Source organism: Eubacterium sp. BL-380-WT-2B, assembly GCF_009696115.1.
GTDB classification, from domain to species: domain Bacteria; phylum Bacillota; class Clostridia; order Eubacteriales; family Eubacteriaceae; genus Eubacterium; species Eubacterium callanderi.
Genome location: NZ_VUMP01000016.1, coordinates 1 through 10,464, shown reverse-complemented (window position 1 = coordinate 10,464; position 10,464 = coordinate 1). Strand labels below are relative to the sequence as shown.

The following is a 10,464-nucleotide window of genomic DNA, read 5'->3' as shown; positions in this document are numbered from 1 at the left end:
AGTTGTACGGGAGTTTAAAAAGAAAGTAAACCACATTAGCTAAGTTACTATAATTAGTATAGGGATTCATCGAGCACGCATGTTGTCGTGCTTTTTTTATGCGATTTTTTGCATTAACTAAAATCAACTGTAAAATTCACTAAACTAAAAAAACGGCCATTTCTAGCCGTTTTGGAAGTTAAATATAATAGTGATGTCATCGTCGTTGATCTCAATTCGCTTGATGATTGAGCGCACCAGCGCTTTTTTCTGGTTTATGTCTCCAGATCGAAATATTGTTTCAACGGAATCGAAAATTTCCTTGTAATCTTCATAAGTTTGGATGCCTGACTTTCTGAGCTTAGTAAGCTCATCTTCCAATTTTTTCTTTTTTTCATACAAAGCATTTATTCTCTGATTTAATTTATCCAAAGGTAGGTTGTCAAGAGTGTAGAGATCCATAAGTTTTTCAATCTGCAGATCACACTTTGTTATTTCCTTATCGAGGCTGGTTAAATTATCAACCTTATTGTTAACCGGGGCGTTGAGTTCTTCAAAATACTGCCGATCAAAAGCAAGTTTCTTTATCGTGTTTATAATTATATCATCTAGTTTACGCGTTGGCCAGCTTTTGGATCGACACTTTTTTTGAAATTCCTTGCCTATTCTTTTTCGATTAGGACAACAGCAGTAGTAGGAATATAACACTCCATTTTGTCTTGATGACCGAACGCCGTAGCGTTCTCCGCATTTAGCGCACCAGATAATTCCAGAGAGAAGATAATGCGTTTGTTTACCTTGACAGCGCGTTTTCGTTTGAATTAAGACTTGCGCTTGTTCGAATATATTTGTATCAAGAATAGGAGGGTGTTGGCCGTCCAGGACTTCTCCATTAAAGTTGACCTTTCCAATGTAGACGGGATTTTTAAGTATTTGTATCACTGAGGTGATGGCATGCCAAGCTAATGTACCAGGATATTTTTGAGCCATGATTCGGCAGATTTCAGAGTAGCTGTATCCCTTTAACCAATGATCAAAAATTTCCCGGACAATTGCGGCCTGGGATTCATTAATGACCAATCCTTTTTCTTTGCGATCATATCCAAAAGGCAGGCCGCCATGGATCAGACCAGATCGAACGCGCGCCTCCATGCCAGTATGCATCCGCTCAAGAATCTGCTCACGCTCAAGCTGGGCGAAAACAGAAAGAATCCCGACCATTGCCCGGCCAAAACTGGTGCCGGTGTCAAAACTCTCATTCACAGACACATAATCAACGTGGTGGGGGAGAAAGACATCTTCAATCAAGTGCAGCGTATCTTTCTGGCTACGGGATAGCCGATCCAGCTTCAAGGATACCACCACATCCAGATTACCGGCCTTAGTGTCATTAATCATCTTTTGCATGGCCGGACGGTCCAGCTTAGCGCCGGAGAAGCCGCCGTCAATATATTCCTCGGCAATCGCCCAGTCATGGCTCTGGCAATAGGCTTCAAGTCGCCTTTTCTGTTCGGGAATAGAGAAGTTGTCCACTTGTTCTTCTGTCGAAACGCGGATATAGAGACCCGCTCTCTTTTTCATATCAAAGACCTCCTAAAAAAGGGTATAAAAATACCCGGTATTGAGTTTTACCGGGAGGTCTGATATAATTATCTTGTTGAGGGATATATATGAGACCTCTCGGTTTTGTATATGTCATCGCCCTTGTGTTAGCGCACAGGGGCGTTTTTTTTATGTGTGCAAAAACATTGAATCTGCATAGAAAAACATAATAACAGTTCCTCAAGTGTGCAAATTGGTTGATTTTGCACACTTCTGAATATAATATATAAGTTATAACTTCTGTTCCGGTAAACTATAACAAAAATGCCCCACTAAATTTTAGTGAGGCATCGCTTAAAATGGTCGTCCGCAAGGGACAATATCAAGGTTTGTCGTCCGTAAAGGACAATATTGTATAATAATAATACCTCAACTGTATTCTTTTGTCAAGTTTAGTAAGTAAACAATTCTTTCATTTTAGAATCTATTAAATCAAGCCCTTCATTGGAAAGACGGATGCCACTTAACGCGCATCTTGTATTAATCGGATCACGTATTCTCATCTTACTTATTGTCATAATTTGATTTACAAGTGCAATACTTCCAGATTTCATGAACTCAATTTCGTTTGACACTTTTAGCGAGTGTTCATATTCATGTTCAACTACCTTTTTATAATTGAGAAATTCAGCTTCGTATTTTTCTTTATTTTGCGCAGTTTGAATAAAATTTTTGCGCCATTCAGGGTCGTTGAAGGGAATCGCCTCTTTTGTGTAATCGAACTGAATAAGAGTCATCAAATCATTATTAATTTGTTCAATGCCGTTATAAATTTCAGAAATATGATCAAAAGATTGCTTTAGAGCAATACCCCGGTCACGTAGCTTATACATCATTTTTGTGTAGATTTCATCCCCCAGATAAACCTCACCGGAGCGCAGTTTGGACAGGTCTTTGTTCTTCTTTACAGATGTTAATGGAACTACTGTAACTAAATCGTCAGATTGCGGTTGTATCTTATTCAAGGTAACAGCGTAATGAACGCCGCCAAATTCATGATTAACGCGATAGCCAAAATTTACTTTTATGATGGTGCCCCTAGGATATTTACAAAGATTCATTGGCGAAAAATCATCTTCGTGCTTCAAATACCAGGCATAGGATTTCAACCATTTCTGTAGCATGATCGAGCGCTTAGGCTTTTTTGATTTCTCTAGATAATCAATTAAATTTTCCATAACTTTTAATATTTCTTCTTTTTCTGCATTGCTCATTTTACGCCTTCTCTAATTTTTTCCTTAACAATCTTACGAACTTTTCAAAATATCAACAAATGAAGACTTTATAAGGGCTAATTCTTCAAAATAACGAAAAATGAAGACTTAGTACATTTTATCTTCCTACAATTCGACAAACCCATCTTACATCTTTCCTAAAACCTTACCTTCAATCCGCACAGAATCCCATTCATGAATTTTAATCGGTTTATACTTGGGATTGTGTGAGATCAATTCGTTTTCGCCAAGTTCCTTGACAAGTGTTTCACCATTCAGAACAAAAATACCGATATCCCCGATTTGCAGGCAGTCATTGCCAAGGTCAAAGAACAGCACGTCTCCGTCGGAAAAGGTGGGCTCCATGGAATCACCAGTAACAGGAATAACGTGATTTGCACCGGCTGGAACACGATCAGCGGGATAGCTAACTTGGATCATGTCGACATTATCGGCATCAACCCCGAGACCTGCGCCTGCGCCACCAGTGCGGTAGTTGAGCTCAACTTGTTGCTCATGATTTTGCTTTTCATCGTAAAATTGGATGATGTTATCCGGTTGGTTCATTGCAGTGCTTTCATATTCTTCCTTGATGGCTTGGAGTTCGGCTTTGTGTTGATCCGTTTGCTGTTGCTTGAATTGTTTATAACGGTCAAGTTCGATATCAAGAACGCTGTTTATCACCCTTCGTCCAAAGGAGTCTAGTGATTTGTATTTTGATATCAATTCTTTATCCGAGGATGAAAACTTTGGCTCCTCTAATCCAAGATCAAGAAGATCTATAAACTCGTCCGCTGACAGCGAAAGAGCGTGTGCGAGAGAAAGAATTGTTTTATATCCTGGGTTTTCTGTAATGCCATTAATTATTTTGTTAATTGTACTTTTTGGTACCCCCGAAATATCTGACAGTTCATCGAGAGATACATTCTTTATTTTGCTTAATTGTTTTATTTTTTCCAGTCCCATAACGAACCTCCTACATTAAGTATATCCAAATCGAGACTAAAGTCAAGAAAAATATTTCCAAATTTGGATTAAAATTTCTTGACATGATCCTTATTTGGATTTATAATAAGTTTAAGAAATCCAAATTTGGACAAAGGAGGTGATGATATGCGAAAAACACTCATAAAAAGAATGATCGATGAGGATATTACAAACAGTGACTTGGCTAAAACGATTGGCGTAACAGAAAGAACAGTAAAAAATAAAATTTCTGGTGAGCTAGATTTTAAGTTAAGTGAGGTGTTGAAAATTCGCAACAAACATTTTCCAAAAGAAAAAATCGAAGCTCTGTTTGAGGATTTCCCTGATAAACAGAGCGATAAATTTAATACTGCTCATACATGTTCATGACATAAAATTTCCCAACTACTCAGAAAGGAGCTAGTTCAAAAATGAACAACAAGGTAAACATTAAAAACCTAAACGGAACAACCGTAGTCAGCAGTCGTCAGATTGCAGAAGATTTTGAAAAAGAGCATAAGAAAGTCATTCGGGATATCGAAAACCTGATGGAAAAGACATCGGGCCAAAATTGGACCGATCTTTTTATTCGAACAACTTACAAAGATTCTTATGGAAGGGAACAGAAGGAATACCTTTGTACGCGCGATGCTTTTGCATTACTTGGAATGGGATTTACCGGAGAAAAAGCCATTCAATGGAAGTTAAAATACATCGAAGCTTTTAACCTAATGGAGGCCGAGATGCGAAAAGCTCCGCTCACGGATCGGCCCGGTGAGATTGCAAAGCTGATCAACGCACTATCTTCTGTCATGCAGAGAAACGACTCGGCGCCTGTGGATGTAGCCCGTAATACCCAACTTATCTGTGAGCAGTATGGTATCCGGTTGATTGATGGATTCGTAAGAGTTCCGAATTATGAGCAAATTGGATTATTGCAAGGGTAGAACTTGAAACCCCCGATCAACCAGAAAGGAGATAGAACATGGAAATTAAAACGGTAGAAATAATCCGCGATAAAGAAAGAAGTATTATTAAGATAAACGGCGAAGAACTCAAACGAGTTTTAGATTATAAATTAACAAGCTCTGGACAAAATAGCGCAGAGCTTGAGTTGAAGATTTTTTTGCCATTTGGCATCACGAAATTTGAGTCATAAGCCAACTCATAATTGTAGAAGAAACCGCACTAGTAAACCACGAATTACGTTCCATTACTGCCGAAAATTTCGAAAAGATTCCTTTGTTTGCTGGAACTTGATTATCAAGAATCATTTCTAGTAGTGAAACTATCTTTTGCAAAGATTCTTTATCTTCGGAATTGCATTCATTAACATCAGACTTTAATTGAGATAATGATGACTTGTAGTTTAGAGTAACGTTTTGTTGAGTTCCGATAACCGAACCGTAAGCATTGTTAATATGAAATATAGGGGAGTTTTGGGGTTGAGACTCAAATTCTTTATAATTTAGTCCTTTGTGTGTGACAACAATATCAGCAGCTCCGCCCGTGTAGATTTTGTAAGAAATATACTCGTTTTTGGCTAAAAAATCAAGTATGTTTACAAATTCACTTTCTGTCATATCAGAATATATTTCATTAATACGAGTGACATTGTATTCTTTCGGGTCGTTTTGGTAGTTCGCAATTAAGTCATCAAGAACTTTCTTTGATTTTTCAGTTAGCATAACAGATTAAAAATTTCCTTTCCTGAATTTCGGTACATTAATACCGATAAGGAAAGTATATCACATTTACAGCGAAACAAAAAGAACCAACCAGAGAGGAGGTAGGACATGGAAATAGCTGGAAAAACAATTAAAGAGTTACTAATCCTCTCAAAGGAAGATCAGGCTCTTCTTGCCTGTATATCTGATGAGGAAATCATTAACGAAGACGAGATTGAGGTAATATGTGTGCCGTATTAAAGAATCAATTTAGTCTAAATTGTTGTTTTTATTTGGATCAGGGTTTGAAACGGGAGTTTCGATACCGTTGATATTACGAATGTGATAATTTGGATAGTTACCATTCTTAATTTCATTAACAAATTCTTGTCGAGTCATGTCATTACCAGTGAAATTATCATGAAAGTTCGTGTTGCGACCACTATCCTCTTCATGTGTTACTTTTATACGTTTTGGCATAAAACCTCCTAAATAAATACGACACACATATATCTAATTGTACCATATTTACAGCGAAACAAAAAGAATTCAACGAAATAGGAGATCATCGAAATGACTAAAAACCAAAAGAAATTAGAAACTTTACTACTAAACCGTATTGAAAAAGAGATGAAATGGGAAGATGTTGAGGGGTCTGATGTTGCTACTGAACTTGCACACGAGCTTGTCTATTTATGGAGCGTTGTTGGAAGCGATGATGTTGACCCGGATTCTGAGACTGAAGAAGTGGAGATAGAAAAAAACAGCAGCGACGGACTGCCAGCAGAAGAGGAAAAAGTGATTTCAATACCTGTTGAAGTGGAGCTTGATAATATTTTTACAGGACTCGATCTCATTTCGGAAAAGGTAAGTGAAATTAATGAAGATTTGAGAAGAACAAACGCTTCAATCGATTTGGCGAGTTCTGGTTTAGATTCGCTTCGTAGACAATTGCCGACGGACTAATGGGTATATTGAAGTATTTTATCTAAGCACAAGCACACCCAGCCAGCAGTATTAACGGGGCCGCAAAAAATCCTCCTTTCCAGTATATATAGTAACTCGTACGGTTTTGAACAGACGACAAGTATTCAGTTCGCGTCAAGCATATTTTTACTACTTGCGGCCTCGTTAATCGTGCTGGTTGGGTTTAGGAGAAAACAATGGAAAAACAAGCATTATGGCAGGCATACCACCTGCAACAAGAAAGAATAAAGAGCATCCCGAAATGGGACAAGGTCGCCCTTGCAGGTGCCAACATGGCCTTGCAGGCGTACCGAAAACAGTTAAAGGAGGCATAGAAATGGCTGTTTACTTACAGGATTGCAACAGGAACCCGATTAAAGACCCGAATTATATTCTCGTAACGCCAAATGTTATGACGAGCCAAGCATACCGGATCATTTTGGAAGAGATGGAAAAGCGTAAGAAGGATCAGGAGGCCGCCTCATGAACCTAAGTATCGCAGGCCTACCCTTCGTCCTCCTCGGCATTGCTGTCTACGGCGGCATCTGCCTGGCAGTCCGGAAGGGGTGGCTATGGAAGGATTAATGCTGGAGATTTTGATCTCGCTATGCCAGACGGGCGCAAAGATTTATGGGTTTGCGCTTGGGTTGATCGGGATTGGAATTGGAACGGTTGTTGGAGTGGCGATATTGGTTGCAAAGGAGGAAGTGAGTAGGAAATGAAAGTAGCATGGTATAGCTGCGGCGTGAGTAGTTTTATTGCGGCGCATCTCGCGAAAGATGTGGATCGGCTGATTTACTGCCACATTGAGAATCAGCATCCCGATAGTCTGCGTTTTCTATCGGACTGCGAGGGATTTTTTGGAAAGAGGATCGAAATTCTCCAATCTGAACACCAAAGTGTCGAGAAGGTTGTGGAAAAATATCGATTCTTAAACTCTCCGTATGGTGCAAAATGTACGAACGTCCTTAAAAAGCAGGCGCGCAAAGAGTGGGAGAAGAAACAGGATGAACCGCTTACCTATGTTTGGGGCTATGACTACACCGAAAAACACAGGGCAGAACGGCTTCGAGAATCTGAACCGGATATAATCCACGAATTTCCGTTAATCGACGCAGGGATGACAAAAGAAGATTGCCACAAGCTTTCTAGAAAACTCGGTTTAAAGCGGCCGAAGATGTACGACATGGGCTATCCGAACAATAATTGTATCGGCTGTGTAAAGGGCGGCATGGGTTACTGGAACATGATCCGCAAGGATTTTCCGGAAGCGTTTGAACGGATGGCAAAATTAGAACGGGAGATCGGGCACAGTTGCATAAAGAACTGTTTTTTAGATGAACTTTCCCCGAACCGGGGCAGAAAGCCTAAACCGATTTTAGAACAATAAAAAGGTCCCAAAGCGAAGCCACGCATTAGGGACCAGACAATATGTTACGTGGTTATTGTACCACAGGAATGGAGAAAAAGCAATGTTTAGCTACACAGGGATTCCGCCATAGTAAGAGCTGTGCGACGCCATATAAACCCTTTAAGTCAAAGCCTGATCCGCGGGCTCAAAACGCGGAAATAAAAAACTAAATCGGTTTGTAAAGCTATTTATTAACAGTCCCGGGGAGCGTCGGGTAATCCGCTCACTCCAATTTAAGTCGTAAAAAAATGAGTAATGATTTTGTCATTGCCTACGGGCGATCCCGGCACGGCAGCGGGTGGTCTGCCTGAATTGCTTTAATGGATTAGAGTGTCATGCCAGCACCGCAGTGGCGTATATCTGCGGCACCTGTTTTAATTTTTATGAAAAAAGCCGGGTGACGTTCGCGCGTCATCCCGGCAAATACGAAAACTAACTAATAAAAGTATATACCCTTTGGAGGAAAAATGCAAATGGAAAAAGAAACAAGCTACGAAGATACGCTAAAAGACATTAGTGATTATATTAAATTTCTAAAAGAGCAAATATGCGTAAGTGAACAGAATTGCAAAAGCCTGCTAAATGCATTGGCGGAGAAGGAAGTTGAAAATAAATGCCTCCAAGACCGCAACGATGAACTCCGAGCTGAACTGGAGGCGCTAAAAAATGATCGAGCATCCTGATATTACCAGGGCTTTATTGACGGGATATCCAGATGCAGAAATGGAGATAAGTAACATGCGATGCCCTTACACCGGGCGCTCGTGCCGGTATGCCGGGAATGAGGCCTACTGTTTAGGGTGTGTGATGTACGAGGAGGCGGACGATGAAACGTAACGTAGAGGTGCTTGAGGCGGCTAAACGCCTTGAGGCCTATAAAATCAAGATGCTAAAAGGCAACCCGCACCTGTCGGCAGATATTGAGACTGTGCTTCGGTATGTGCGGGAGAAAATGGAGGAACAAACATGAAACTTTATGAAATAACCGATATTTATAATGGCGTGTTGGAAGCCATTGAAAATGAAGAATGCAGCGCCGAAAGCATGGCGGAAGCCTTGGCGGTGATTGAAGATGACTTTGAAAATAAAGTCGATGCCATCGCCTGCATGATTAAAGGGCTAAACGCCAGCATTGCCGGTATCAAAGCCGAAGAGGATGCCCTTAAAAAACGCCGGGGATCTGCGGAAAAGAGAGCGGACTGGCTGAGAGGCTACCTCTCTTCAGAAATGCTGGCAATCGGCAAAAAGAAGCTGGAAACACCCCGAAACAAGCTCTCATTTATCCCTTCCGTAAGCGTCTTTATTGATGACGAGCTGGAGCTGAAAGCCATGCATCCCGAACTGACAACCGTTAAGACCGTTGTTACCCCAGACAAAAACGCCATCAAGGCAGAGCTTAAAAAAGGGGTGCATATCAATGGCGCGTATCTGGTCGAAAAACAGAATTTACAGATTAAGTGATCCAGGTGATAAAAATGACCGAAATATATCGAAAGCTGATGAACATCCAATCCGCTTTAAAGGCGCCCAAGAGCCAGTTTAATAAATTTGGCAACTACAATTATCGGAACTGCGAAGATATTTTAGAAGCTCTAAAGCCCTTATTAAAGGAAAATGAAGCGACCATCACCCTTTCCGATAAACTCGTACAGATTGGGGATCGCTACTATATCGAAGCAAAAGCGACGTTGATCGACATCGTCGACGGGTCGTTCGTGGACAATACCGCCTATGCCCGGGAAGAAGAAACCAAAAAAGGCATGGACGGCAGCCAGATTACCGGCTCCAGCAGCAGTTATGCCCGGAAATACGCCCTAAACGGCTTGTTTGGCATTGATGATACCAAAGACAGCGACACCACCAATACAGGCAAAGCGAATGACGCTAAGAACACGTCAGCCGTTGCGGTTAAAAAGATTACCGAAGCACAGTTGAAGCGATTGTTCGCCATCGCAGGCGAACACAGCGTCACCGAAAACCAACTCAAGAAAACCTGTATGGCCCAGTTTGGAAAAGAACATTTAAAAGACATGACCAAGCCCGAATACGACAAACTGGTCAGTGTCGTTGAAAAAGCACCAAAGACAGGAGGCAAAGAATGAACAAAGTGATCCTGGTCGGGAGACTCGCCCGCGATCCAGAATTGAGAACAACTGGCAGCGGAAAGTCCGTGGCGACCTTCTCGCTGGCCGTTGACCGGCGATATAAAGCAGAAGGGCAGCCAACCGCTGATTTTTTTAACGTTGTCGCCTGGGGCAAACCGGCAGAGACCATCTGCCAGTACCTCGGAAAAGGCCGGCAAATTGCCATGACCGGAAGGCTGCAAACACGTGATTACAAAGCCCAGGACGGTACCAAACGCTATGCGACAGAGGTTGTTCTCGAAGAGTTTGATTTTATCGGCAGTAAAAATGACAGCCCGACACCGGCAGACGCAGGCGGGTTAAACAGCTTAGACTTAGGCGATGACTTCTCGTTGATGGCCGATGATGACGAACCGCCATTTTAAAAGTATGCGTGACAAAAACACAGGAAAGGAGGTGGCCCCTTGAATTACATTGCAGAGTTAAATGCATTCGACCGATGGCTCGAAACAAATTACTTGCCCGCACTGTCCGAGTTGCTGTGGCGCAAAATGGTTGCGCTGTTCAATAGATGT

The 10,464-nt window shown here is 41.3% G+C and carries 19 protein-coding genes; 14 read left to right on the top strand and 5 right to left on the bottom strand.

Annotated features, from left to right (window positions below):
- Positions 1-162 precede the first annotated feature (162 nt).
- The 3 genes from FYJ53_RS20825 to FYJ53_RS20815 all read right to left on the bottom strand — a co-directional run bounded on the left by FYJ53_RS20825 (position 163) and on the right by FYJ53_RS20815 (position 3,761).
- On the bottom strand, positions 163-1,560 hold the full coding sequence (locus FYJ53_RS20825; RefSeq protein WP_154557759.1) for a recombinase family protein: 1,398 nt from the start codon (positions 1,558-1,560) through the stop codon (positions 163-165).
- 413 nt (positions 1,561-1,973) lie between these two features.
- Positions 1,974-2,795, bottom strand: a complete 822-nt coding sequence (locus tag FYJ53_RS20820; protein WP_154557758.1) for a type II toxin-antitoxin system PemK/MazF family toxin — start codon at positions 2,793-2,795, stop codon at positions 1,974-1,976.
- A gap of 147 nt (positions 2,796-2,942) precedes the next feature.
- Positions 2,943-3,761 carry a S24 family peptidase gene (locus FYJ53_RS20815; protein ID WP_154557757.1) on the bottom strand — a complete coding sequence of 273 codons (819 nt, stop codon included), beginning with the start codon at positions 3,759-3,761 and terminating at the stop codon, positions 2,943-2,945.
- Between the two features lie 147 nt (positions 3,762-3,908).
- On the opposite strand from FYJ53_RS20815, the gene FYJ53_RS20810 reads away from it, so the two are divergent.
- Genes FYJ53_RS20810 through FYJ53_RS20800 form a run of 3 tightly spaced genes read left to right on the top strand, consistent with a single transcriptional unit; the run spans position 3,909 to position 4,920 of the window.
- Entirely contained in the window at positions 3,909-4,151 is a 243-nt protein-coding gene (locus tag FYJ53_RS20810; protein WP_154557756.1) for an XRE family transcriptional regulator, read from the top strand.
- 41 nt (positions 4,152-4,192) lie between these two features.
- A complete protein-coding gene (locus tag FYJ53_RS20805; protein WP_154557755.1) occupies positions 4,193-4,708 on the top strand; it encodes a Rha family transcriptional regulator in 516 nt (171 codons plus the stop codon).
- 38 nt (positions 4,709-4,746) lie between these two features.
- Complete coding sequence (locus FYJ53_RS20800) at positions 4,747-4,920, top strand: hypothetical protein (RefSeq protein WP_154557754.1); 174 nt, start codon at positions 4,747-4,749, stop codon at positions 4,918-4,920.
- Here the strand turns inward: FYJ53_RS20800 and FYJ53_RS20795 are convergent.
- A complete protein-coding gene (locus FYJ53_RS20795; RefSeq protein WP_154557753.1) occupies positions 4,901-5,449 on the bottom strand; it encodes a hypothetical protein in 549 nt (182 codons plus the stop codon). The genes FYJ53_RS20800 and FYJ53_RS20795 overlap by 20 nt on opposite strands.
- A gap of 108 nt (positions 5,450-5,557) precedes the next feature.
- Here FYJ53_RS20795 and FYJ53_RS21710 point away from each other — a divergent pair, with 108 nt between their 5' ends.
- The gene (locus FYJ53_RS21710; protein WP_256168559.1) at positions 5,558-5,689 is read left to right on the top strand and encodes a hypothetical protein; all 132 of its coding nucleotides are present in this window, start codon (positions 5,558-5,560) and stop codon (positions 5,687-5,689) included.
- A 9-nt stretch (positions 5,690-5,698) separates the two neighbouring features.
- Here FYJ53_RS21710 and FYJ53_RS20790 read toward each other — a convergent pair whose 3' ends face one another.
- Positions 5,699-5,908, bottom strand: a complete 210-nt coding sequence (locus FYJ53_RS20790; protein WP_154557752.1) for a hypothetical protein — start codon at positions 5,906-5,908, stop codon at positions 5,699-5,701.
- Positions 5,909-6,001: 93 nt separating this feature from the next.
- Here FYJ53_RS20790 and FYJ53_RS20785 point away from each other — a divergent pair, with 93 nt between their 5' ends.
- The 10 genes from FYJ53_RS20785 to FYJ53_RS20750 all read left to right on the top strand — a co-directional run bounded on the left by FYJ53_RS20785 (position 6,002) and on the right by FYJ53_RS20750 (position 10,314).
- Positions 6,002-6,394 (top strand): hypothetical protein, encoded by a 393-nt coding sequence (locus FYJ53_RS20785; RefSeq protein WP_154557751.1) that lies wholly within the window; start codon positions 6,002-6,004, stop codon positions 6,392-6,394.
- A 197-nt stretch (positions 6,395-6,591) separates the two neighbouring features.
- Positions 6,592-6,729: a hypothetical protein gene (locus FYJ53_RS21280; protein WP_195840285.1), complete on the top strand. Its 138-nt coding sequence runs from the start codon at positions 6,592-6,594 to the stop codon at positions 6,727-6,729.
- A gap of 2 nt (positions 6,730-6,731) precedes the next feature.
- Positions 6,732-6,881: a hypothetical protein gene (locus FYJ53_RS20780; protein ID WP_154557750.1), complete on the top strand. Its 150-nt coding sequence runs from the start codon at positions 6,732-6,734 to the stop codon at positions 6,879-6,881.
- Positions 6,882-6,966: 85 nt separating this feature from the next.
- The gene (locus FYJ53_RS21275; RefSeq protein WP_195840284.1) at positions 6,967-7,116 is read left to right on the top strand and encodes a hypothetical protein; all 150 of its coding nucleotides are present in this window, start codon (positions 6,967-6,969) and stop codon (positions 7,114-7,116) included.
- Positions 7,113-7,784 carry a phosphoadenosine phosphosulfate reductase family protein gene (locus FYJ53_RS20775; RefSeq protein ID WP_154557749.1) on the top strand — a complete coding sequence of 224 codons (672 nt, stop codon included), beginning with the start codon at positions 7,113-7,115 and terminating at the stop codon, positions 7,782-7,784. Before FYJ53_RS21275 ends, FYJ53_RS20775 begins: the two co-directional genes overlap by 4 nt.
- Before the next feature lie 494 nt (positions 7,785-8,278).
- Entirely contained in the window at positions 8,279-8,488 is a 210-nt protein-coding gene (locus FYJ53_RS20770) for a hypothetical protein (RefSeq protein WP_154557748.1), read from the top strand.
- Positions 8,489-8,631: 143 nt separating this feature from the next.
- Positions 8,632-8,775 carry a hypothetical protein gene (locus FYJ53_RS20765; protein WP_154557747.1) on the top strand — a complete coding sequence of 48 codons (144 nt, stop codon included), beginning with the start codon at positions 8,632-8,634 and terminating at the stop codon, positions 8,773-8,775.
- Positions 8,772-9,266, top strand: coding sequence for a siphovirus Gp157 family protein (locus tag FYJ53_RS20760; RefSeq protein ID WP_154557746.1), 495 nt, complete (start codon positions 8,772-8,774; stop codon positions 9,264-9,266). The genes FYJ53_RS20765 and FYJ53_RS20760 overlap by 4 nt, the downstream gene beginning before the upstream one ends.
- A gap of 14 nt (positions 9,267-9,280) precedes the next feature.
- Entirely contained in the window at positions 9,281-9,907 is a 627-nt protein-coding gene (locus tag FYJ53_RS20755) for an ERF family protein (RefSeq protein ID WP_154557745.1), read from the top strand.
- On the top strand, positions 9,904-10,314 hold the full coding sequence (locus FYJ53_RS20750; RefSeq protein ID WP_154557744.1) for a single-stranded DNA-binding protein: 411 nt from the start codon (positions 9,904-9,906) through the stop codon (positions 10,312-10,314). The genes FYJ53_RS20755 and FYJ53_RS20750 overlap by 4 nt, the downstream gene beginning before the upstream one ends.
- Positions 10,315-10,464 lie beyond the last annotated feature (150 nt).